This is a genomic window from Curtobacterium sp. BH-2-1-1 (assembly GCF_001806325.1).
In the GTDB taxonomy this organism is placed as follows: Bacteria; Actinomycetota; Actinomycetes; order Actinomycetales; family Microbacteriaceae; genus Curtobacterium.
On record NZ_CP017580.1, the window covers coordinates 1,424,189 to 1,445,976 of the forward strand.

Sequence of the window (21,788 nt, forward strand, 5' to 3'; positions counted from 1 at the left end):
CATGCGTGATCACTACGACGTCATCGTGGTCTGCGGAGCAGCCGCCGGCCTGTCAGCAGCACTCGTCCTCGGCCGGTCGCGACGGTCCGTGCTCGTCGTCGACTCCGGCGAGCCGCGGAACGCCCGCGCCGAGGGGGTCCACAACTACCTGGGGCGCGAGGGCGCCTCGCCAGCGGAGCTCGGCTCGGTCGGCCGCGACGAGGTGGCCGCCTACGGCGTCGAGGTGACGACCGGGAGGATCGTGGCCGCGTCCGCCACGGACGGTGACGGTGTCAACCCGGTCGGCTTCTCGGTCACGCTGGAGTCCGGCGCGGTCGTCGCGACACGCAGGGTGGTCGTCGCCTCCGGCGCCGTGGACGTCCTGCCGGAGGTCCCGGGCCTCGCCGAGCAGTGGGGGCGCGGTGTGGTGCACTGCCCGTTCTGCCACGGGTGGGAGATCCGCGACCAGCGCATCGGCGTGCTCGTGACGTCGCCGATCGGGGCGCACCAGGTGCTCATGTTCCGCGCGCTGAGCGAGGACGTGACGGCCTTCGTCACGGACCCGGCGCTCGTCGACGACACCACCCTGGCCGGTTTTGCCGCCCGCGGTGTCCGGGTCGTGACGGGACCGGTGCGCGAGGTGGTGTCCGACGGTGATCGGCTCACCGGTGTCGCGCTGGCGTCCGGCGAGTTCGTGGCGCTCGACGCCCTGGCCGCCGCGAGCACGGCGGAGGCGCGCATCGGGTTCCTCGAGGGACTCGGGCTCGAGGCCACCGACCAGTTCATGGGTGACCACCGGTACGCGAGCACCCTGACGGTGGACGCCTCCGGACAGACGAGCGTGCGGGGCGTGTACGCGGCCGGGAACGTGGCGGCGCCGATGGCGACCGTCATCGCGTCGGCGACGGCCGGGACGCAGGCGGGCGCGGCGGTGCACGGCGACCTCGTGCAGGCGGACCTGGCGCGCGCGCTGGCGACCGCGTCCGCGCCGGCGGGTCAGTCGACGCGGTAGCCCGCCTGGGCAGCGAGGAGCGGCGCGAGCGTGTACAGCTGGTCGGCGGCGATCGTCGCGCCGCGGAACCCCTCGAGCCGCTCCACCCGGTCGAGGTCGGCAGCGCGGAGGTCGACGTGCTCGATCCGGGTGTTCGACCCCTCGGCCGCGCGGATCCTCGTCCCCTCGAACGACACCCGCAGCAGTCGGGCGTCGGCGATGTCGAGCTCGTCGACGACGCAGTCGCGGAACACCACGTCGGTGAGCGTCGACCCGCGGAGGTTCACGAACCCGAGCTTCATCCCGACGAACTCGACGCCGTTCAGCCCCGCGTCGTACAGCTCGGCGGAACCGATGCGGCCGCCGGCGATCCGGACCTCGCGCCAGGAGCTGCTCGATGCCCGGAGCACCGGCGCGTCGAGCGTCTCGACGACCGAGTCACGCACCCGCAGTCCCCGGAGGTCGGCGCCGTCGACCCGGAGGGTGCCGATCACCGACTCCTCGATCTCGAGGTCCGGCAGCCGCTCCCCCGCGAGGTCGAACACGTCGATGCGCTTCCCCTCGATCCGGTCGCCCGTGAGGACGTCGCCGGGGCCGGGCGTCCAGTCGTCGAGGTCCGTCGGTTCGGTCAGGGTGATGCGCGGGGCGTCGGTACCGGAGCTGCGGGGCATGCGATCAGTCTGCCGCGTGGGACCGACGTCGCAGCGTGCTGTCGAGGACGTAGTCCTTCGCGGGGCCGTGTGCCTCCCACCGGACCGTCCACCGTTCGGCGTCCCCGGCGAGCACCCCGGAGTAGTCGTCGGGCGCGCACGCGTGCGACACCGCCGATCCCCAGACCCAGTCGTGGAACACCCGGCCGTCGGCGAAGTGCACGGTCCAGCGGTCGTCCGGGCTCCGGCGCACCCGGAGCGTCCGTGCCACGGGGACGGTCCGCCCGTCGAAGGCCATCGTGCCGGTCTCGTCCCAGCGGACCTCGTCCGGGGCCTCGCGTGTCAACGTGGTCGTCCCGGTCACGAGGCCGTCGACCCCGGCACGCCGATCGTGGACCGTGCGGCGCAGGGTCCACTCCCCGAGCAGGTCGATGGGCTGCAGCACCCGCCCAGGCTAGCCGCGGAGGGCCTCGGTGCGGGCAGTGCGGTGCTCCTCGTCGGAGATGACGCCGCGGGCGCGCAGGTCGTCGAGCTCGGCGAGCCGCTGCTCGAGCGTCTTCTCGGGCGCGAGCGTCCGGCTCTGCATGGCCTGGTACGCCAGGTCCTCCTCCATGGTGAACGGGTTCTGGCCCCGCTTCGCCATCCGGGCGCTGCGGAGGACGATCGTCACGACGATCGCGACGACCCCGAGGCCGATCACGGCCGAGCCCACGCCGAACAGGACCCCGAACGCGCCGAAGTCGCCGAAGCCGAAGCTCCCGAACCCGCCGTCGGAGCCACTGCCGAACTGCGAGACGTCCGGCCCCTCGAACTCGACGGAGGCCATCGGGCTGGACAGCATCGCGAACATCATCGGGCCCCCTCGTGGACTGGTGGTGCGATCGTAGTCCGCGCGAGCCACCGCACGCTGCCCCGCGAAGGGGCCACCCTCACCCGCTCAACGGCCCCGACCCCGGCACCCGCGCCCCGTCCGCGAACCCGGCCACGAGCTCACGCAAGGCCTCCTCGGAAGTGTGCCGCGCCTCCCATCCGAGCACCGACCGCGCCCGCTCCGTCCGCATGATCGGCACCTGGGCCGCGATGTCCACCCACCCCGCGTCCGTCGGCTGCAACCGCAACCGCCACGTGAGCGTGACGAGCCCACGGATCAGCCACATCGGCGCCCGGATCGCCCCGAGCATCCCGAACGCCCGCGCCATCCTCGGCGGGTTGAGCACGGGTGTGGCAGCGATGTTGAACGCCCCGCCGGCACGTCGGTCGATCGCGCGCCAGAAGGCATCGGCGACGTCGTCGGCGTGCACGGCCTGGAACACGAACGGCAGCGGCAACGGCAGGACCGCCCAGCGGATCCACCGGACGATCGACATCGGCACGAGTCGTCCGAGGAACAGTCCGCGGAGCTCGGCGGCGGCGCTGCGCTGGAAGACCAGTCCGGGGCGGAGCCGGGTCACGACGATGTCCGGGTGGCGAGCGGCGAAGGCGTCCATCGCCGCCTCGTTCTCGGCCTTGTGGATCGAGTACGTGGCGGTCGGGATGCCGGTGACGGGGAACTCCTCGTCGACGGGCGTCCGCTTGCCGTCCACGTCGACCCCGCGGTACGCCCCCACGGACGAGGCGACGACGACCTGGGGGACGCCGACGCGCGCCACGGCCTCGAGGACGTTGGCGGTCCCGGTCACGTTCGTCCGGTACTGCGCCGGGATGTCGTGCGTCGGTTGCAGGGCCCAGCCGAGGTGGACCACCGCGTCGGCACTCCGGAACACGGCGGCCAACTGGTCGACCGCGTCCGGGGCGCCGATGTCGACGGCGTGCCAGACGGCCGTCCCGTACGGCTCGGCACGGAGGTCCGGCAGCCGCCGAGCGATCCCGACGACCTCGACGGAAGTGCCCTCGGCACGGACCGCTGCCAACCGCCGCAGCACGGCGGTCCCCAGGTTGCCGGTCGCGCCGACGACGACGATCCGCATCAGGCGGCGGCCAGTGCGGGGTCGAGCACGACCTTCACGCAGCCGTCCTCCTTCTTCTGGAACACCTCGTACATGTGCGGGGCGTCCTCGAGCGAGACCCGGTGGGTCGTCAGGTCGAGCGTGCCGAGCGGATCCGACGGGTCCTGCACGAGCGGCATGATGTCGTCGATCCAGCGCTTCACGTTGCACTGCCCCTCGCGGACGGTGATCTGCTTGTCGAACAGCGTGAACATCGGCATCGGGTCCGCTCGACCGCCGTAGACACCGCTCAGCGAGACCGTGCCGCCACGGCGGACCAGGTCGATCGCCGCGTGCACGGCGGCGAGCCGGTCGACACCGGCGACCTCGATGGCCTTCTGCGCGATCGCATCGGGCAGGAGTCCGGCGGCGCGCTGCGCGAACCCCGCGACCGGGTTGCCGTGCGCCTCCATGCCGACCGCGTCGACGACACCGTCGGGACCGCGACCGTCGGTCAGGTCGATGAGCTGCGGCACGACGTCCTTCGTCAGGTCGAACACCTCGGCACCGTGCTTCGCCCCGAGGTCGCGGCGGACCTGCTCGGGGTCGACGGCGAGCACCCGGTAGCCGAGGTGCGCACCGATCCGGGCCGCGAACTGTCCGACCGGACCGAGGCCGAGCACCGCGAGCGTCCCACCCTCGGGCACGTCGGCGTACTGGACGGCCTGCCAGGCGGTCGGAAGGATGTCGCTGAGGAACAGCCAGCGGTCGTCGGGCGTGCCGTCGTCCGGGATGACGATGGGCCCGTAGTCGGCGTGCGGCACACGGAGGTACTCGGCCTGTCCGCCGGGGACCTGGCCGTACATCTTCGTGTAGCCGAACAGCGAGGCGCCCGTCCCGTACTCGGCGGTCTGGGTGGTCTCGCACTGCGACTGCAGGCCGTTGCGGCACATCCAGCAGTGGCCGCACGAGATGTTGAACGGGACGACGACGCGGTCGCCCACCTTGAGGTTCGTGACGGCGGAGCCGACCTCGTCGACGATGCCCATCGGCTCGTGGCCGAGGACGTCGCCCTTGTCGATGTAGGCGCCGAGCACCCGGTAGAGGTGCAGGTCGGAGCCGCAGATCGCGGTCGAGGTGATCCGCACGATCGCGTCGGTCGGCTCCTGGATGGTCGGGTCGGGGACGGTCTCGACGGACACCTTCTCGGTGCCCTGCCAGGTCAGTGCGCGCACGTCGCGTTCCTCTCGTGGTCGCTTCGGGCCGGCCAGGAGGCGCGGCTCGTCTCCCCACGTCGGTACCCGCCCGCCCCGTGGTGCGTTCCCAGCCCCGTCCGGTCAGCGCGTTCCGTGGCGGACGCGAGCCGCGCCTCCTGGCCCGCCCGCGGCGACCCCGGTGGCCGACCGGCCAACCGGATCGTCCCGCCAGCCGATGTGCCCGACCGGCCGGTCGACCGAAGCTGGTGCCGATGGACCACCGCACCACCCGCCGCTCCCTGCTCGCCGGAGCGGGCGCCCTGCTCGCCGCCGGGGCGCTCTCCGCCTGCTCGCCGACCGGACCACGACGGGAGGCCGTCGCGACGCACCCGCCGACCCCGACGCGTTCCCCGACACCGACGCCCACTCCGACGCCGACACCGACGTGGGTGCAGCCGACGATCTCGAGGACGCCGCTCCCGGCGGGCACCGTGACCGGACTGCCGGCGGGGACGCCCGGGATCGCGTGGACCGTCGACGACGGAGCGTCCTCCGCCGTCGTCGGTGCCTACGCCCGCTTCGCCGCCGCGACCGGCACTCGGTTGACGTTCTTCGTGAACGGGGCGCGGCCCTCCTGGACGGAGCACGCCGACGTGCTCCGGCCCCTCGTCGAGTCGGGGCAGGTGCAGATGGGCAACCACACCTGGGACCACCCGGCGCTGACGAAGCTCGGCGACCAGGCCATCGAGGACGAACTCACGCGCAACCACGAGTTCATCGAGCGCACGTTCGGCGTCGACGCGCGCCCGTACTTCCGGCCGCCGTTCGGGTACCACGACGCCCGGGTCGACGCGGTGGCCGCTCGGGTCGGCTACACCACGCCGTTGCTCTGGTACGGCACGCTCGCGGACTCCGGAGACATCGGTGCCGGGCAGATCGTCGGGTTCGCGGACCAGTGGTTCACGCCGTGCCGGATCGTGATCGGGCACGCGAACTTCCCGGGGACGATCGACGCGCTCCCCCGGCTGGGCGCGCTCGTCCGGCAGCGTCGGCTCGGGACGTACACGTTGGACGACGTGTTCTCACGCTGACCGCGGACCCGGCGCGGGACCGGGGCCGGGGTCGCCGGGGTCGGCGGGGTCGGCGGGGTCGGCGGGGTCGTGCCGGGTGGCCGTGACCCCGGGTCCTGCTCCGATGAGTGCCAGCGCGCGACGGGCCGCGGTGCGGACCTCGGCAGCGGTCGGAGCCGGTTCGAGGCCCAGCAGTCGCCGACGGTGTCGCTCCCCGAGGAGCAGCGTGAAGAGCGCTTCCGCCTCGCCCGGGTCCGCACCGGCGCGGACGAGCGCGGCCTGCGCCGTGAGCGGGCCGGCCTCGTGGAAGCCCCGGGCGAGTTCGGGCGAGCTGACGGCCGTGGCGATGACCAGCCGGTGCAGCGCGACCGCGCGGTCCGAGAGCAACGCCTCGACCACGGCGGTCGCGGTCGACTCGAGGTCGGGGTGCGCGTCGTCGCTGTACCCGTGGTGCCGCTGGACGACCGCCCGGAGCAGGGCCGCCTTGTCGCCGAAGGCCGTGTAGATCGTCCGCTTCGTGACCTCGGCCGCTGCGGCGACGCGGTCGAGCGAGACGTCCGCGAAGCCACGCGCCAAGAAGAGGTCGGTCGCGACGTCGAGCACCCGCTCGTCGCGTGCAGCACGCTCGTCCGCGGTCGGTCGCCCTCGCTTGCCCATGGTCCGAGTGTACCGGTAATGATACGTTGGCGTTTCATTAGGAGAGGATGCGCAATGGACGACGTGATCTGCCACGTGGCGATCGCCGACGACTGGGAGATGAGCCGCGGGTTCGGCGTGTACGAGGTCGCGACCCGGAACGTGCCGCTCGAACCCGGCGACCACGTCCGTGTGACCACCCCTGCGGAGGTCGATGCGATCGTGGCCGAGCGCTACGCCGACCTGTCCATCCCACTGCTCCGGATCGACCTGAGCGTCGCCGGACTCCGGGCCGGCGGCGTGGAGGTCGCCTGGCACGAGGGCACACCCCGGGTCCTCGGAGGCATCCCGATGGACCCGGACGTCGTCCTGGCCGAGACGCCCATCAGTCCGCGGCGCTGACCGCGGGGACCACGTCGAGTCGCCGACCGAAGCACACCGAGTTCGTCGACCCGGCGTAGGCGCCGAAGAGCGGGATGGCCGTGTACCCCTCGCGCTCGTAGAACCGGATCGCGTCGGGCTGCGCCGTGCCGGTCTCGAGGACCACCGAGCCAGCGCCCGCCCGCACCGCTTCCCGCTCGAGCCGCCGGAGCACCGCCGTCGCCACACCGGTCCCCCGAGCGGACGGCGCCGTGTACATCCGCTTGATCTCCACGACCCCGGCACCGAGGACGTGGTCCGGGAGCGGCCGGAGTCCGCCGCAGGCGATCGCGGAGCCGTGCTCGTCACAGGCCAGGACGAACACCGGAACGTCGGCCGCGGTCGGCGGGACGCCGGGCTCGTGGTCGCTCGTTCCGTACCGCTCGTCGAGCTCCTGCCGCTGCGCTCGGCGGAGCCGGTCGGCGTCCGGGTGGTCGAACGGGACGGTCGTGATGGTCCAGCGCATGGCGATCCTTTCGGTAACGACCGTTACGGTAACACCTGTTACGCTTCCGGTGTGCCCCGGACCCGAGACGATGCCGCCCAGCGGACCCGGCTGTCCGAGGCCGTCTTCACCACCCTCGCCGACCTCGGTCCGACGGGCCTGACGCTCCGTGCGGTCGCCGAACGCGCCGGGTGCACGACGGGGCTCGTCCTCCACACGTTCCCCGACAAGCGCGCCCTCCTCCTGCACGCCCGGGACGTCCTGCACGACCGCACGAGGGTCCGTGCCGACGCGCTCGAGGCGAACGCCCCGGATGCGGCATCAGCAGTGCGAGCCGTGGCCGGCGGCGCACTCGCGGTCGATGCCGGACGCCTCGCCGAGGCGCGGGCGTGGGTCGCGTTCCTCGCCGCTGCGCTCGGCGACCCGGTGCTGCGTGATCGGCACGTGACGAACAGCCGCGCCTTCGCCGAGCGACTCGCTCGACTGCTCGCGCTCGCGACCGGCCTCGCGGGTGCGGTGTGTGACGACCGCGCGGCTGCCCTGGCCGCGACCGTCGAGGGGATCACCGCGTTGGCCGCGGGCGACCCGGAGCGGTGGAGGCCCGAGCGACAGTTCGCGGCACTCGACCTCGTGCTGGACGCGGTGCTGACGCCCTAGTCCCGCCGGCCCCGGCCCGGCGGGCGGTCCGGCTCCTCGGGTAGGCCGGGCTGCGCGGGGCGGCCCGGCTGCGCGACGCGCAGCTCAGGTCGCTACCGGATCGGCGAGGACCGCCCGCAGCACCGCCTCGTGCTCACTCCGGTCCCCCGGCCCGGCGCTCCCCGCGAGCATGATGAGCGCCTTCCACAGCGCCCAGCCCCGAGCACGCGCCCACGTGTCCCCGTCGAGACCCACCGCGTCACGGAAGTCCCGGCGGGCATCGCCGTCGAGGAACGTCCACGCGAGGACGAGGTCGCACGCCGGGTCGCCGACGCCGCACGTGCCGAAGTCGATCACCGCGGAGAGCCGACCGTCCGCGCCGACGAGCAGGTTGCCCGGGGCGACGTCACCGTGGAACCACACGGCGGGCCCGCCCCAGACCGAGGCCGTCGCAGCGTCCCAGACCGCTTCGCAGGCACGGCGGTCGACGGCGTCCCCGAGCGCGTCGAGCGCCGCCACCACCTCGGCCGCGTAGTGCGACGGGTGCGCTCCCCGGTGGAACGAGTGCGCCCCGGCGACCGGCCCGTCACCGGCCGGCACGGCCCGGAGCTGCCGGAGCACCGCGCCGACGTCGGCGGCGAAGACCCGTCGGTCGAGGTCCGTCGCCCGGAGCGCGACCGTGCCGTCGATCCAGCGCCGGACCGACCACGGGAACGGGTACCCGTCGGCGGGGACGCCCAGGCCGACGGACTCCGGCACCGGGACGTCGAGCCGCGACGCGAGGTACGGCAGCACCCGCTGCTCCTTCTCGACCGCCGCCACGTACCCGGCGGCGCTCGGCAGCCGGACCGCGAGCTCGCTGCCGAGTCGGTAGGTGCGGTTGTCCCACCCCTGCGGATCGACCTCGCGCACGGGCAGCCCGGACCACTGCGGGAACTGCGCGGCCACGAGCCGTTCCACGAGTGCGGGATCGATGCGGGGTCGGGGCACCTCGGTGTGCATGCCCCCAGGCTAGGCTCCGGGCATGGCCACCGTGTCCGAGCTGCTGACCGCGAACCTCCACGACGTCTTCGGGAACCGCGACGCCGCCTCCCGCCGTGCCGCGATCGAGCGGACGTACTCCCCCGACGTGACCTTCACCGACCCGGAGGGCACCGCCGTCGGCTGGGACGCCCTCGAGCAGAAGGCCGCCGAACTCCTCGAGACCGTGCCCGGCGCCTTCCAGTTCGTCGAGGAGGGGCGTCGCTACGTCTCGGAGACGCACGGCGCACTCGCGTGGGGCTTCGGCCCGGTCGGGGCGCCCGCCGTGCGCGGGATCGACGTCGTCGAGGTCCGCGACGGTGTCGTCGTGTCGCTCACGACGTTCTTCGCGGAGCCCACCGAGTCCGACTGAGGGCACTCGCCGCGTCCGACCTGACGGCCGGCGGTCGCCTCAGCCGCGCAACCGGTCGCGTTCGGCCGCCGGCAGGTGCTCGGTCGCCGTCGACCGCGCCGCCGGGCTGAGGAACCGCCCCTGCCGCTCGAGGAACGCCACGAGCGCGTCCTCCGACGCCCGCTTGCCGGTCTCGCGCAGCACCCACCCGAGTGCCGACTGCACGGTGTCGCTCCGCTCCCGCACGAGTCGCCCCGCGATGGCGAGCGGCACCTCGGCGTCGCCCTGCTTCACGAACGCCAGGGTCGCGACCAGAGCGATCTGCCGGACCATCGCCACGTCGGACTTCACGAGCGCGAACAGCGGTCCGGTCGAGCCGCCGACGAGCGGGGCGCCCACGAGCTCCTCCGCCCCGAGGTCGACCAGCACCGTGTCGTCGAAGCGCTCCGCCTTCGCCGCCGACAGGTACTCGTCGGTCAGCTCAGGGTCCGGGTGCTCCCGCATCGCCTGCACCATCAGGAGGACCGCGACGAGCCGTGCCCCCGCGTCCTCGCTCCAGAGCAGCGCGGACCGCTCGCCCTCGCCGAGGTCGGCGAACTGCCGCGCGACGCGTCGCGCCGCCGGCACGTCACCGCTCGTCCGTGCGAACGCCGCGAGCACGGCCTCCGCATCCGCCGGGTTCCGTCCACCACCGGCCTGGAGGCGCGTCACGCGACCTCCCCGTCCGTCGCCTCGTTCCGCGGCAGGGCCCGGCGACCACGGCGCAGGACGATCACCGCGACCACCACGAGGAACGCGGCGAAGAGCCAGGTACCCACCTGCGGATCGACGAGGCGGGCGATCCACGCGCCTCCTGGAGAGCAGACCGCGGCCGTGATGCCGATCGTGAGGCCGACCCGCAGCTCCACCGCACGGCGCCGGAGGTTCGCCACCGTGCCGGAGACCGACGTCGGCACCATCGTGAGGAGCGAGGTGCCCTTCGCCAGCAGGTCGCCCGCGCCGAGGACGACCTCGAGCCCCGGCACGATGACGACCCCGCCGCCGACCCCGACGAGCCCCGACAGCACGCCCGAGAGCAGCCCGAGCAGCAGGAGCACGATCGCCTCGACGACCCCGAAGTGCACGTCGCCCCCACGCGTCGGCACCGTCGTGAACAGCGAGACGAGCACGACCGCGATGAACCCGACGAAGATCCACGGCAGGACGCGCAGCGGGAGCGCCCGGAGGAGCCGCGCACCGATCGGGGCCCCGATGACGCTGCCGACCGCCAGGGTCAGGGCCGCGAGCCAGTGCACCTCGCCCTGCACGGCGTAGGTGATCGCACCGACGACGGCCGCGGGGGCGATCGCCACGAGGGACGTCGCCGAGGCCCGACGCTGGTCGAGGTGGAGGAACGCCATCAGCGCGGGCACGACGATGACCCCGCCGCCGACGCCGAACAGGCCGGAGAGCACCCCCGCGACCACCCCGATCGCTACCAACACGAGCACCCGGCCGCCGCGCTTCTCCATCCCGACAACCCTACGGCGCTGGAGGAACGGCTCGGCCGTCAGGAGGCGACCGCCACCGCAGAGTCGTCCTCGTGCACCAGCTGGTGCACGCGCTGGTACGAGACGCCGAGCACGACCGCGATGTCGCGCAAGGTCATGCCGTCACCCTGCAACGCCACGGCGATCGCCCGGCGGAGGGAGAGCGCACGCGCTTCCTTGGCTTCGGCCTCTGCCCGGAGCGCGGTCGCTTCTTCGAGGGATCGGGCGAGGGCCGGCTCGAGCTCAGCGCGGATGACGACCACGACGTCCGTCTGGTCGACATCCGCCACGAACGCGATCGCCTCGCGCTGCGCTGCGGCGGCGAGGTCGAGTCGCTTGACCTGCGAGATGGCGCCCGGGTGCTGGTCGTTCTGCACGACCCACCAACCGCCGTCTCGGTGCGCGTGTGACGTGTAGGTCATCGCCACCACCCCTTTCCGAGCTCCTGCTCCGAGTACTCCCGACGATCACACCCGTGTGGTTGGTCGACTCGACCTCACGATGATCCAGGCCTGCTCTGCCCGCGGCGATCTTGATTCGTTTGAGGACCGCCTGACGCTTCACAGCGTATGTCTAACGCCCTTGACGCATCAAGTCAATAGCGTTAGACGACGCCAGCGGCTTGCGTCAGCGGAAGTGCAGCAGCGTCAACGGGTCGAAGAGCGACCCCGCCCGCCGCGTCTCCACGTGCACGTGCGGCCCCGTCGACTGCCCGGTGTTCCCGGACCGCCCGATCTCGCTCCGCACGGACACGATCTGCCCCTGCTTGACCTCGATCTTGCTGAGGTGCGCCGTGAGCACGGTGACGTTGCCGTAGGTCACGACGATGTAGTTGCCGTACGAGGCGTTGTTCGCGACGGTGCTCGTCACGGTGCCGGTCCCGGAGGCGTACACGGGCGTGCCCACCGCGACCGGGGCATCGGCACCCTGGTGGTAGCGCGGGACGTGTCCGGCCCCGCGGTCGTCGCCGTAGCGCCCGGAGATCTTCGTGCTCGCGACCGGCCACATCATGCCGGTGACGGGCTTCGTCGACCACACTCGGGTGTCCTTGCCGCCGTAGAGCACGACGTTGCCGTCCACCTGCACCATGAGCGTGCCGGCGCCCGCCGTGCCGGTCCGCGAGTTCCAGAGCGTGACCTTCTTCTGGGCGGCGTCGCGACCGACGACGGCGAAGTTGCCGTCCTTGCGCAGCTCGGCCCACGCGCCCTTGTGGCCGGCGGTGCCGGACTGCCAGACGACCTTGCGGTTCACCGTCTGCACGAGGTTGCCGTCGGCCTGCATGGAGAGACGACGGGCACCGCTGGTGTCGGAGCTGAGCACGGTGCCGGAGTAGATCGAGTTGCCGGCGGGGACGGTGCCCTGCTGGCTCGTCCAGTTCACGATCGCGGTCTTGCCGGAGTAGAGCCCCATCGTGCCGTCGGCGCGGACGGCGAACGACGTGGACTGCGCGGTGCCGGCCGAGGCCCAGCGGACGATCCGCTTCCCGCCCCGCAGCAGGTCGACGGCTCGGTTGCGGCCGATCGTCACGATCGCGCCGGGCTGGTTCGAGGTGTTCGATGCCCAGAGCACCTGGTTCCCGACGCCGTACTCGACGAGGTTGCCGTCGCCCTGCAGGATCAGCCGGAACTGCCCGTTCGGCGAGGTCACCGAATCGCCGGGCTGGAGGGTCGTGCCGGCCGGGACGGAGCCCTTGTAGACGACGGCGGCGGACGCCGGTGCGGCGATCCCGACGACACCGCCGGCGACCACGGCGATGGCCACGACCGCGGCGGCGAGTCGAGGGAGTCGGCGTGCGTGCGCGACGGAGGACGGTGTGCTGGTCATGGAACCCCTGATCTGGAACCGGCCGAGCCCCTGCGCGGCCGTTCGGCGACGTGCTCTCGACACGCCGCCGAACGATGGTCACCTTTTCGTGACGAGTCCACAACCCCGTTGCCCGGACCGGACAACCCCAGTTCCGGGGGCAACGACCGTCGTCACGGGGCCTGGAGGAACTCCTTCGGCGACCCCAGGAGCGCCTCGAGCTTGTGGAACGACTGCGTCCAACCGGCGATGTTCATGTCGCGCATGACCTCGGGGAATGGGCCCTGGGTGAGCGTGACGATCGTCCCGTCGCCGTCCTCGGCGAACTCGAGCGTGAGGGACAGCGGCGTCCCGTCCTCGATCCCGGGGATCCCCTGGGCGGTCGAGGTACCGACGATGATCCGGTTCTCCTCGATCTGCTCGAGCACCGAGGTCACGGGCGACGTCCACTCGGGGTTGTCGTTGCTCACCATCGTCAGGTTCCACGCCCCGCCGGCCCGGGCGTCGACCTCGACGGTGGCTGCCGGGACGTGGAAGCCGAGCGGCCCGAACCACAGCGCGAGCAGGGTGGGGTCGACGAAGGCGCGGTAGACGTCCGCGACGGGGTACGCGAACCGGTGCGTGGCGTGGGCGGTGAACTGTTCGGTCATGACTGCTCCTGGTGATCGACGGACGTGACGGTCGGTGCGGTGGATGCGCCACCCACCGGGGCGGGCGGTCGCTGGGAGGCGAGCAGCGCCTCCAGGCTGTCGAACCGGCGGTCCCAGTCGGGCCGCAACCGGCCCACCCAGGTGCCGAGCTCGTCGACGGCCTCCTGCCGGAGGCGGCACGTGCGCCAGGTGCCGTGCCGTTCGCGGGTGATGAGGCCGGCGCGTTCGAGGATGCCGAGGTGCCGGGAGATCGCCGGCGCACTGACGTCGAACGGCGCCGAGAGGTCGGTGACGGTGGCTTCGCCCTTGCCGAGTCGTTCGACGATGCGGCGGCGGATGGGGTCGGCGAGCGCCGACAGGACGGCGTCGGTGCGGTCGGTCTCCATCGTCGCCTCCTCGGTGAACTCTGCGGTTAATTAACCGTTGGGTTCAGTATGGACGCACGCGCACATCGGCACAAGGGGAAGATGGACGCATGCCGAACCCCGCGTTCACGCCGCCCACCGCACACCCCACCCGCCCGTACATCCGCGGCACGTTCGGCACGGCGGCGGCCACGCACTGGATCGCGACCGCCACGGCGCAGTCCGTCCTCGAGCGCGGCGGGAACGCCTTCGACGCAGCGGTCGCGGGGGCGTTCGTCCTGCAGGTCGTCGAACCGCACCTGAACGGCCCCGGAGGCGACCTCACCGCGGTGTTCGCCACCGCCACGGACCCGACGCCGACGGTGCTCGTCGGGCAGGGTCCGGCCCCGGCCGGTGCGACGCCGGAGCACTACCGCGCCGAGGGCCTCGACCTCGTCCCCGGTTCCGGTGCCCTCGCCGCCACCGTCCTCGGCGCCGTCGACGCCTGGCTCCTGCTGCTCCGCGACCACGGCACGTGGGAACTCGCGGACGTGCTCGCACCGGCGGTCGGCTACGCACGCGACGGCCACCCCGTCACGCCCGCGGTGGTCCGGACGATCACCGCCGTGCGGGACCTGTTCCGGCAGCACTGGCCCACCTCCGCAGCGCAGTGGCTGCCAGGAGGCGCGGTGCCCGTCCCCGGGGAACTGGTGCGCAACGAGGCGCTCGCCTCGGTGTTCGAGCGGCTCGTCGCCGCCGGTGCCGACGCCGACACCCGGACCGCCCGCATCGACGCCGCCCGCGGCGAGTGGGCCGAGGGCTTCGTCGCCGAGGCGATCGACCGGTTCGTCCGCGAACCGCACCGGCACGCGTCCGGGACCGACCACGCCGGGGTGATCCGGGCGTCGGACCTCGCGGCGTTCCGGGCGTCCTACGAACCCGCGACGACGGCGGAGTTCCGCGGCTGCACGATCGCGAAGACCGGCCCGTGGGGTCAGGGCCCGGCGCTCCTGCAGACCCTCCGGCTGCTCGAACCGCTCGACGACGCCCGGCTCGACCCCTCGACCGAGCTCGGCGCGCACACGATCGCCGAGGCCCTGAAGCTCGCGCTGGCCGACCGCGAGGCGTTCTACGGTGACGGGGACGTGCCCCTCGACGTGCTGCTCTCGGACGAGTACACCGACGCGCGCCGGGCACTGATCGGCGAGCGTGCGTCGGCCGAACTGCGTCCGGGGACGGTCGACGGGGTCGTGCACGCCATGCCGCCGGTCCGGACGTCGTACGCGACCGGTGCCGCGGCGGGGCTCGGCGAACCGACCGTGCAGGTCGCTCGGGACCGGACCCCAGCCGCGGCTGCCGCACCCGCCGCGCCCGCCGCGCCTGCTGCTCCCGCCGCTCCCGTCGAGGACCGCGGCGAGCCGTTCGTCGCCCCGGACGGCGAGACCCGCGGCGACACCTGCCACATCGACGTCGTCGACCGCTGGGGCAACATCGTCAGCGCGACCCCGTCCGGTGGCTGGCTGCAGTCGTCCCCGACGATCCCCGAGCTCGGCTTCTGCCTCGGCACCCGGCTGCAGATGACCTGGCTCGAACCGGGCACGGCGTCGACGCTGCGCCCCGGCGAGCGCCCGCGCACCACACTCACCCCGACGCTGGTGCTCCGCGACGGCGAACCGGTCGCCGCGCTCGGCTCACCCGGCGGCGACCAGCAGGACCAGTGGCAGCTGCTGTTCCTGCTGCGGTGGATCGTCGGCGGGTACTCCCCGCAGCAGGCGATCGACGCCCCCGCGCTGCACACCACGTCGTTCCCGGGGTCCTTCTGGCCGCGCACGTGGGAACCGGCGGGGCTCGTGGTCGAGGACCGCCTCGGGGACGACGTGATCGCCGGCCTCGAGGCCCGCGGGCACGTCGTCACCCGGGCGGGCGACTGGGCGCTCGGTCGACTGTCCTGCGTGACGCGGGACCCCGCGACCGGCGTGCTCGGCGCTGCGGCGAACTCGCGGGGCGCGCAGGGCTACGCCGCCGGACGCTGACCGCCCCGAGGGGACGGGGTCAGAGCGTCGGGACGACCACCGCGCGGCCCGAGAGCTCGCCGGCCTCGAGCTTCCGGTACGCCTCGAGCGCGTCGGACAGGGCGTAGCGCTCGACGTCGGGGACGATCTGCCCCGCACGGTACATCGCGACGACCTCGTGCAGGTCCTCGATGGTGCCCCAGTACGTGTTCGTGATGGTCGACTCGTACGGCGTCCGGAAGAAGTTCCACTCGGTGGTGCCACCGGCGATCCCGACGACGGTGAACCGGCCACCGATGGCCATGGACGCCTGGGCGACCGTGATCGTCGGCGTCGCCCCGACGAAGTCGAACGCGGCGTCCACCCCGCGGCCGCCGGTGATCTCGCGGATCGCAGCGGCCTGGTCCGGGCCGCCCGGCACCGTGATCGCCCCGCGGGCAGCAGCGCGGTCCATGGCGTCCTGCTTCATGTCCGTCGCGATGACGGTCGCACCGGTGAGCGCCGTGAGGATCTGCACGGCGATCTGCCCGAGGCCGCCGAGTCCGACGACGAGGGCGTACTTGCCGCCGCCGGCCAGGTTCGGCAGGGAGTTCTTGATGGCGTGGTACGGCGTGAGGGCCGCGTCGCTGAGCGGTGCGGCGGCGACCGGGTCGGCGTCGCCGAGCGGCACGAGGTTGCGCGCCGGCACGGTGACGTACTCCGCCATGCCGCCGTCGCGCCCGAGGCCGATGCCCATGTACGGGTTCGTGGCGGCGTTCTCGCAGTAGGTGTCCTGCCCCTTCGAGCAGTACGAGCAGTGCCCGCAGCCGACCGGGCCGTAGACGAGGTAGGCGTCGCCCACCGTGAAGCCGGAGACGCCGTCGCCGAGTTCCTCGACCCAACCGGAGTTCTCGTGCCCGAGGACGAACGGGGGCTGCTGCGCGCCCGGCTGCCCCGCCTGGAACTCGCGGTAGACGGCGACGTCCGAGTGGCACGCACCGGCACCGGCGACCTTGAGGAGCACCTCCCCCGGACCCGGGGTGGGCTTCGGGACGTCCGTGAGGGACGGGAACGTCTGGAACTGTTCGAACACGACGGCGCGCATGGTGGGTCTCCTTTGAACACCCCCAGATTACACCCGTCGTTCAGGGCAACACGTGTCGCGCATCCGGCCGGACCGCCGCACGACCGGCGAAGAGCCCGCGGTCACACTGTCCCCCATGCGCCCGATCGTCGGGCAGACCTGCGTCTTCCCCGAGAGCCGGTGCGAGAACGGTCGTTCTCTGATTGACTCGGCGTCGGCGGTCCCGATCGGGACCGATCCCCCACACGAAAGGAGCGGCCATGCCCACGCGCACCGCACGCACTGCTTGGAACGGCGGCCTCGAGGACGGCACCGGCCAGGTCGAGCTCTCCAGTTCGAAGGTCGGCACGTACGACGTCTCGTTCCCCAAGCGCGCCGCCGAGGACGCCGACGGCACCACCAGCCCCGAGGAGCTCATCGCCGCCGCGCACTCCGCGTGCTACGCCATGCAGTTCTCCGCCGTCCTCGGTGAGGCCGGCGGCACGGTCGAGGCCCTCGATGTCAAGGCCGACGTCTCGCTCGGCCCGGACAGCGCGGGCGGGTTCAAGCTCACCGGCATCGTCCTCACCGTGAACGGCGAGGTCTCCGGCATCGACGAGGCGGCCTTCCTCAAGGCCGCCGAGGGCGCCAAGGCCACCTGCCCCGTCAGCAAGGCACTCACCGGCGTCGACATCACGCTGCACGCGACGTTCGAGCAGTAGGCGAGCGACGCGGGAGCCGTCACCCAGTGACGGACGGGAGGCGCGGTGTCGGCTGGCACCGCGCCTCTCGTCCGTCGGTCACCACGTACGCTGGCGGACGTGATCCGACGTCTCTTCGCCACCCCGACCGGCATCGCGTTCTGGGCGGGACTCGTCGCGGTGGTCGCGGGACTCGTGGTCGCGGCCACCGCGCCGCCGGCCGCGTTCGGATGGTTCGCGTACGCCCCACTGTCGGACTACGCCTTCGTCCCGGGGACCAACTCGTGGCAGCGGGTCGTCGGGCAGCTGCTCGTCGTCGTGGGCGCCGTGGTCGCCGCGTTCGCCGCCGGTCGGCTGAGCGTCCGTCGCCCGCGCTGAGGCGTTCAGCGCGCGTCCGGACTCGGCGGAGCGCGCCTGGCACGATGGCGTGATGGCCGAGCAGTCCCTCCCCGGAGCCAGACCCGGGCGTCCACCACGGCCACGCGTCCGGAGCCTCGCGCAGCACGACATCCGCGACGCCCGGGCACGCCTCCGCGGCACCATCTACGAAGAGGTCGCCCCCGACACCCGACCGCTCGAGCAGTACTCGCCGGTGCAGATCGTGGACTTCTGCCTCGACCTCGCCGAGGTGATGCTCGCGTCCGGTGCGGACACCCGCAGCGTCGAGACGGCCGTCGTCGCGGTGTCGACGAAGTGGAACCTCGCACCACTCGACCTCGACTTCTCCGGCAGCTCGGTGACGATCCAGTACGCACCGGCCGACCACCCGCCGCTCGTGAAGGTCCGCACGGTGCAGTCCGACGGATCCGACCTCGACCGCCTGGCGCGGGCGAACCAGATCGTCGACGACCTCGTGCACGACGAGCGCGACATGACCTCCGCCGTGAGCGCCCTGGTCGCGGTGCTCCGGCTCCCGCCGCGCTGGCCGCGGTGGACGGCCGACGTGGGGCTGTCGATCCTCGGCATCTCGATCGCGATGCAGGCCGGCGGTGGCTGGCGTGCCGGACTCGGCGCCTTCGTGCTCATGCTCGGGATCATCGTCTCGGGCCGGTGGCTGACCGGCCGGGGCTTCCCGCAGTTCTTCGTCTCCGGTGCGCAGGGTGCGGTGGCGTCGGCGATCGGCACCCTCGCGATCTGGGCGGGTGTGCTGCACCCGGGGCAGGCGGCGACGATGGTGGCCGCGCTCGTGGTGCTCCTGCTCCCGCACCCGTCGCTCGTCACCTGGGCGCAGGACGCGATCTCGGGCTTCCGGGCGATGGCGGTGGCCCGGGCGTTCTACATCGGGCTCGTCATCGCCGCGATCGTGGTCGGGGTGCCCGCGGGCATCGCCGTGACGAAGTGGCTCCGGATCGAGGTCGACCCGTCCGGCATCGTCACGCAGACGCTGCCGCTGTGGGCGTCACTGCTGCTCACCGTGGTGTCGGCCGCGGCGAACTGCTTCGTGCAGCAGGCCAGCGCGCGGGTGATCCCGGTCGCGGTGGTCTTCTCGGTCGCCGCCGGTGCCGCGCTGCGGGGCCTCCGGGAGCTCGGCATCCCGTTGCTCGGTGCGACGTTCCTCGCCGCCGTGCTGCTGGGCGTCCTCGCGACGATCGCGGCCGCGCGGATGCGGACGGCGGTGGCGGCGATCTCCGTGCCGGCGTTCTGCGGCGCCCTGCTGCCCGGTGTTGCGGTGTCGAACGCGCTGCTCAACTTCATGTCCGGGTCGTCGAGTGCCGCGCTGGACTTCGTCGCGGCGGTCTCGGTCGCGCTGGCGATCGGGGCGGGGCTGGTCCTCGGCGGCCTCGTGGCGACGCCGGGGGCGCGGCGGGCGCTCCGGCGGTCCCGACGGGTGGTCGTGCACTCGGTGCACAACGACACGACGGCGATCAAGGTCATCCGCGACTCGGGCTACGACCCCGGCAACGGCTCGGTGCCGCGGGGGCCGCGCCCGCGCTGACGGGCTGGCGCCGGCGCCGCGCCGGCCGGCCGGCCGGCGAGCCGGCCAGCCGACGACTTCGCGGGCTGGGCGACATCTCACGGGCCTCGACGCGCGTGAAGTGTCGCCCAGCCCGTGAGACCGCGAGGCCGCGGGGCTGCGCACCGCCGCGCGGCGTCAGAGCTCCCAGCCGCCGTCGCTCCACGTCGAGAGCCGCCGGGCCGCCTGCGGCTCGTACCGCTCCATCCAGCCCCGCTCGAGCCGCGCGACGGCCCGGTCGAACGCCGGCACGAGGTCGAGGTCCGACCGCAGCAACGCCTGCAACTGGAGTCCCTCGTACAGCGCGATGAGCTGCTCGGCCCCTCGGCGCGGGTCCATCGTGTGCGGCGCCCGACCGACCGCGATGTCGTGCTCGAGGCCACGCTTGATCTGCGCGTAGAAGAGCTGGTAGCGCGACCGGAGGTACGTCGCCATGGGGTGCTGCGGGTTGCCCGCGACCGAGAGCAGCGCCACGAGGAGCCGCATGAGCGCCGGGTCCTCGGCGTTCGACGCGACGATCCCGCGCAGGAGCTGGACGGTCGAGCCGTCCCCGACCTCGCGCGCGACCTCGTCCATGCGGCCGCCGTTCCACCGGTCGACGGCGGCGAGCACGAGTCCGTCCCACGAGGGGAAGTGCTGCCGGAGCTCCTCGACGGTGATCCCCAGTCGCTGGGCGACGAGTCCCGCGTCGGCCTCGTGGAAGGGCACGTCCCGCAGCAGGTCGACGGTCGCCCCTACGATCGTGATCCGCAGGTGCAGGGTCGCGGCCGCGGCGGCTGCCGCCTGCGTGTCCGCGCTGGTGTGTTCGAGCATCGTGCCCTCCGTCGGTCCCCGGACGTCCTGTCCGTGTCGCCCCTGGGGGCAGGTCCATCCAAACGGAGATCGGGGGACACCAGAATCCCCGGTCCGGGTGTCGGCATGTCGGGGGACAAGCGATGCGGTTCGCAGCGCGTTCGCGGTCATCCGTGTGACGATGCCGTCATGACCCCGAACGACCCCACCGCGCAGGGACTGGCGACCATGGCCTCGGCCGGCTTCGAGTTCGGCGGCGACCCGGATCAGGTCGCCCACGACGTCCGGACCATGTGGGAGCAACTCGGGCGGCCGACCGGCGCGTTCGACGCCGCGGCCCGGGCGATCGCCGCACTCCCGCAGCGCCCCGAGGTCCCGATCGCCGACCAGGCCCGGCGCCGCGCGTTCGAACGGGCCGTCGGCATCAACCCGGTCGAGGTCGAGCTGGCCGCGGCACTCTCCGCGCGCGAACTGCTCGAGCGTCTGGCGCGCACCTGCACCGCGCCCTGCTGACGACCGATTGACGGACTGACGGGAGGGACGGTGCCAGCTGGCCCCGTCCCTCCCGTCCGTCGCCGGGTCGCGACTACGGCGTCGGCATGCCCCCGTCGACGTGGAGCGTCTCACCCACGACGTACGACGACTCGCCGCTCGCCAGGAACACGTACGCGGGCGCGAGCTCGGCCGGCTGACCCCAGCGGCCGAGGTAGGTCTGCTCACCGGCGGACGGCAGGGCCTCCGGCGGCTGGCCACCGGCGGGCTGGAGCGGGGTCCAGATCGGCCCCGGTGCGACGGCGTTCACGCGGATGCCCTTCGGCGCGAGCTGCGCGGCGAGGCCCTTCGCGAGGTTGTTCACGGTCGACTTCGTCGCCGCGTAGTGCACCAGGTGCGGCGACGGCGCGTACGCCTGGATCGAGGTCGTGTTGATGATGGTCGATCCCGGCTGCAGGTGCGGCACGGCCGCCTTCGTGATCCGGAACGTCGCGTAGACGTTGGTCTTGAACGTCTCGTCGAACTCCTCGTCCGAGATGTCCTCGATCGAGGACACGTTCTGCTGCTTGCCCGCGTTGTTCACGAGGATGTCGAGCCCGCCGAGCTGCTCGACGGTGTCCGCCACGAGCTGCTCGCAGGTCGCGAGCGAGGTGATGTCACCGGGCAGGGCGACGGCCTTGCGACCGGCGGCCTCGACGAGGGCGATGATCCGGTCGGCGTCCTCCTGCTCCTCGGGGAGGTACGAGATCGCGACGTCGGCACCCTCTCGTGCGTAGGCGATCGCGACGGCGGCCCCGATGCCCGAGTCACCGCCGGTGATGAGCGCCTTGCGGCCGGTGAGTCGACCGGAGCCGCGGTAGGTGTCCTCGCCGTGGTCGGCCGGGACGTTCTCCGCCATCTCCTCGTCCGTGCCGGCACCCTCGAGGTACTGCTCGTCGGGCTTCTTGTCGGCGTACATCTTCGTCGGGTCCTGCATGCTGTACTGGTCGATCTGCTGGTCCGTCATGCCGCCGACGGTACGCACGCGGTGCCCCCGCACCGTCCAGGAGGCTGTCCCCCGTTCGGCCGACAGGCCCCCGTCGGCGGGGCTTGCCGAGGGCATGTGACGCGTCACCGACGAATGTCACGGTCCGGTGACGACCAGGCTCC

27 protein-coding genes are annotated in these 21,788 nt (G+C 72.9%); 10 read left to right on the forward strand and 17 right to left on the reverse strand.

What is annotated here, in order from left to right; all coding sequences use genetic code 11:
* Position 1: 1 nt before the first annotated feature.
* Positions 2-991: an NAD(P)/FAD-dependent oxidoreductase gene (locus BJK06_RS06590; RefSeq protein WP_070417212.1), complete on the forward strand. Its 990-nt coding sequence runs from the start codon at positions 2-4 to the stop codon at positions 989-991.
* Here the strand turns inward: BJK06_RS06590 and BJK06_RS06595 are convergent.
* The 5 genes from BJK06_RS06595 to BJK06_RS06615 form a co-directional block, all read right to left on the reverse strand.
* Positions 976-1,641: a pentapeptide repeat-containing protein gene (locus BJK06_RS06595; RefSeq protein WP_070417213.1), complete on the reverse strand. Its 666-nt coding sequence runs from the start codon at positions 1,639-1,641 to the stop codon at positions 976-978. The two genes, BJK06_RS06590 and BJK06_RS06595, sit on opposite strands and share 16 nt — an antisense overlap.
* Positions 1,642-1,645: 4 nt before the next feature.
* Positions 1,646-2,065, reverse strand: coding sequence for a DUF6314 family protein (locus BJK06_RS06600; RefSeq protein WP_070417214.1), 420 nt, complete (start codon positions 2,063-2,065; stop codon positions 1,646-1,648).
* 9 nt (positions 2,066-2,074) lie between these two features.
* Positions 2,075-2,473: an SHOCT domain-containing protein gene (locus tag BJK06_RS06605; RefSeq protein ID WP_070417215.1), complete on the reverse strand. Its 399-nt coding sequence runs from the start codon at positions 2,471-2,473 to the stop codon at positions 2,075-2,077.
* A 76-nt stretch (positions 2,474-2,549) separates the two neighbouring features.
* Positions 2,550-3,587, reverse strand: a complete 1,038-nt coding sequence (locus BJK06_RS06610; RefSeq protein ID WP_070417216.1) for an NAD-dependent epimerase/dehydratase family protein — start codon at positions 3,585-3,587, stop codon at positions 2,550-2,552.
* Positions 3,587-4,780: a zinc-dependent alcohol dehydrogenase gene (locus BJK06_RS06615; protein WP_070417217.1), complete on the reverse strand. Its 1,194-nt coding sequence runs from the start codon at positions 4,778-4,780 to the stop codon at positions 3,587-3,589. Before BJK06_RS06615 ends, BJK06_RS06610 begins: the two co-directional genes overlap by 1 nt.
* Before the next feature lie 233 nt (positions 4,781-5,013).
* Between BJK06_RS06615 and BJK06_RS06620 the strand changes: the two genes are divergently transcribed.
* A complete protein-coding gene (locus BJK06_RS06620; RefSeq protein WP_070417218.1) occupies positions 5,014-5,832 on the forward strand; it encodes a polysaccharide deacetylase family protein in 819 nt (272 codons plus the stop codon).
* On the opposite strand, the gene BJK06_RS06625 is transcribed toward BJK06_RS06620, so the two are convergent.
* Positions 5,824-6,468, reverse strand: coding sequence for a TetR/AcrR family transcriptional regulator (locus BJK06_RS06625; RefSeq protein WP_070417219.1), 645 nt, complete (start codon positions 6,466-6,468; stop codon positions 5,824-5,826). The two genes, BJK06_RS06620 and BJK06_RS06625, sit on opposite strands and share 9 nt — an antisense overlap.
* 54 nt (positions 6,469-6,522) lie before the next feature.
* Between BJK06_RS06625 and BJK06_RS06630 the strand changes: the two genes are divergently transcribed.
* Complete coding sequence (locus tag BJK06_RS06630; RefSeq protein ID WP_070417220.1) at positions 6,523-6,849, forward strand: hypothetical protein; 327 nt, start codon at positions 6,523-6,525, stop codon at positions 6,847-6,849.
* On the opposite strand, the gene BJK06_RS06635 is transcribed toward BJK06_RS06630, so the two are convergent.
* Positions 6,833-7,333 carry a GNAT family N-acetyltransferase gene (locus tag BJK06_RS06635; RefSeq protein WP_070417221.1) on the reverse strand — a complete coding sequence of 167 codons (501 nt, stop codon included), beginning with the start codon at positions 7,331-7,333 and terminating at the stop codon, positions 6,833-6,835. The two genes, BJK06_RS06630 and BJK06_RS06635, sit on opposite strands and share 17 nt — an antisense overlap.
* A gap of 51 nt (positions 7,334-7,384) precedes the next feature.
* On the opposite strand from BJK06_RS06635, the gene BJK06_RS06640 reads away from it, so the two are divergent.
* A complete protein-coding gene (locus BJK06_RS06640; protein WP_070417222.1) occupies positions 7,385-7,969 on the forward strand; it encodes a TetR/AcrR family transcriptional regulator in 585 nt (194 codons plus the stop codon).
* A gap of 84 nt (positions 7,970-8,053) precedes the next feature.
* On the opposite strand, the gene BJK06_RS06645 is transcribed toward BJK06_RS06640, so the two are convergent.
* Positions 8,054-8,950, reverse strand: a complete 897-nt coding sequence (locus BJK06_RS06645) for an aminoglycoside phosphotransferase family protein (protein ID WP_070417223.1) — start codon at positions 8,948-8,950, stop codon at positions 8,054-8,056.
* A gap of 22 nt (positions 8,951-8,972) precedes the next feature.
* Here BJK06_RS06645 and BJK06_RS06650 point away from each other — a divergent pair, with 22 nt between their 5' ends.
* Positions 8,973-9,341, forward strand: coding sequence for a nuclear transport factor 2 family protein (locus BJK06_RS06650; RefSeq protein ID WP_070417224.1), 369 nt, complete (start codon positions 8,973-8,975; stop codon positions 9,339-9,341).
* 39 nt (positions 9,342-9,380) lie between these two features.
* On the opposite strand, the gene BJK06_RS06655 is transcribed toward BJK06_RS06650, so the two are convergent.
* The 6 genes from BJK06_RS06655 to BJK06_RS06680 form a co-directional block, all read right to left on the reverse strand.
* The gene (locus BJK06_RS06655; protein WP_070417225.1) at positions 9,381-10,031 is read right to left on the reverse strand and encodes a DNA alkylation repair protein; all 651 of its coding nucleotides are present in this window, start codon (positions 10,029-10,031) and stop codon (positions 9,381-9,383) included.
* Positions 10,028-10,831, reverse strand: a complete 804-nt coding sequence (locus BJK06_RS06660; protein WP_070417226.1) for a sulfite exporter TauE/SafE family protein — start codon at positions 10,829-10,831, stop codon at positions 10,028-10,030. The genes BJK06_RS06655 and BJK06_RS06660 overlap by 4 nt, the downstream gene beginning before the upstream one ends.
* 38 nt (positions 10,832-10,869) lie before the next feature.
* A complete protein-coding gene (locus BJK06_RS06665; RefSeq protein WP_070419286.1) occupies positions 10,870-11,271 on the reverse strand; it encodes a sigma factor-like helix-turn-helix DNA-binding protein in 402 nt (133 codons plus the stop codon).
* A gap of 205 nt (positions 11,272-11,476) precedes the next feature.
* Entirely contained in the window at positions 11,477-12,673 is a 1,197-nt protein-coding gene (locus tag BJK06_RS06670) for a peptidoglycan DD-metalloendopeptidase family protein (RefSeq protein ID WP_070417227.1), read from the reverse strand.
* Between the two features lie 152 nt (positions 12,674-12,825).
* Positions 12,826-13,302: an SRPBCC domain-containing protein gene (locus tag BJK06_RS06675; RefSeq protein ID WP_070417228.1), complete on the reverse strand. Its 477-nt coding sequence runs from the start codon at positions 13,300-13,302 to the stop codon at positions 12,826-12,828.
* The gene (locus tag BJK06_RS06680) at positions 13,299-13,688 is read right to left on the reverse strand and encodes a helix-turn-helix transcriptional regulator (RefSeq protein ID WP_070417229.1); all 390 of its coding nucleotides are present in this window, start codon (positions 13,686-13,688) and stop codon (positions 13,299-13,301) included. Before BJK06_RS06680 ends, BJK06_RS06675 begins: the two co-directional genes overlap by 4 nt.
* Before the next feature lie 89 nt (positions 13,689-13,777).
* Between BJK06_RS06680 and BJK06_RS06685 the strand changes: the two genes are divergently transcribed.
* Positions 13,778-15,679, forward strand: a complete 1,902-nt coding sequence (locus tag BJK06_RS06685) for a gamma-glutamyltransferase family protein (protein ID WP_070417230.1) — start codon at positions 13,778-13,780, stop codon at positions 15,677-15,679.
* A gap of 19 nt (positions 15,680-15,698) precedes the next feature.
* On the opposite strand, the gene BJK06_RS06690 is transcribed toward BJK06_RS06685, so the two are convergent.
* Positions 15,699-16,742: an NAD(P)-dependent alcohol dehydrogenase gene (locus tag BJK06_RS06690; protein ID WP_070417231.1), complete on the reverse strand. Its 1,044-nt coding sequence runs from the start codon at positions 16,740-16,742 to the stop codon at positions 15,699-15,701.
* Between the two features lie 239 nt (positions 16,743-16,981).
* Between BJK06_RS06690 and BJK06_RS06695 the strand changes: the two genes are divergently transcribed.
* From BJK06_RS06695 to BJK06_RS06705, 3 genes are all read left to right on the forward strand, one after another.
* On the forward strand, positions 16,982-17,422 hold the full coding sequence (locus tag BJK06_RS06695; protein WP_070417232.1) for an OsmC family peroxiredoxin: 441 nt from the start codon (positions 16,982-16,984) through the stop codon (positions 17,420-17,422).
* 99 nt (positions 17,423-17,521) lie between these two features.
* Positions 17,522-17,779: a hypothetical protein gene (locus tag BJK06_RS06700; RefSeq protein ID WP_070417233.1), complete on the forward strand. Its 258-nt coding sequence runs from the start codon at positions 17,522-17,524 to the stop codon at positions 17,777-17,779.
* Positions 17,780-17,831: 52 nt separating this feature from the next.
* The gene (locus BJK06_RS06705; RefSeq protein WP_070417234.1) at positions 17,832-19,337 is read left to right on the forward strand and encodes a threonine/serine exporter ThrE family protein; all 1,506 of its coding nucleotides are present in this window, start codon (positions 17,832-17,834) and stop codon (positions 19,335-19,337) included.
* Positions 19,338-19,493: 156 nt separating this feature from the next.
* Here the strand turns inward: BJK06_RS06705 and BJK06_RS06710 are convergent, their stop codons facing one another.
* Positions 19,494-20,168 (reverse strand): TetR/AcrR family transcriptional regulator, encoded by a 675-nt coding sequence (locus tag BJK06_RS06710; protein WP_070417235.1) that lies wholly within the window; start codon positions 20,166-20,168, stop codon positions 19,494-19,496.
* Positions 20,169-20,336: 168 nt separating this feature from the next.
* Here BJK06_RS06710 and BJK06_RS06715 point away from each other — a divergent pair, with 168 nt between their 5' ends.
* Complete coding sequence (locus BJK06_RS06715; RefSeq protein ID WP_022907826.1) at positions 20,337-20,660, forward strand: hypothetical protein; 324 nt, start codon at positions 20,337-20,339, stop codon at positions 20,658-20,660.
* A gap of 73 nt (positions 20,661-20,733) precedes the next feature.
* On the opposite strand, the gene BJK06_RS06720 is transcribed toward BJK06_RS06715, so the two are convergent.
* On the reverse strand, positions 20,734-21,645 hold the full coding sequence (locus BJK06_RS06720; protein ID WP_070417236.1) for an SDR family oxidoreductase: 912 nt from the start codon (positions 21,643-21,645) through the stop codon (positions 20,734-20,736).
* Positions 21,646-21,788: the final 143 nt, after the last annotated feature.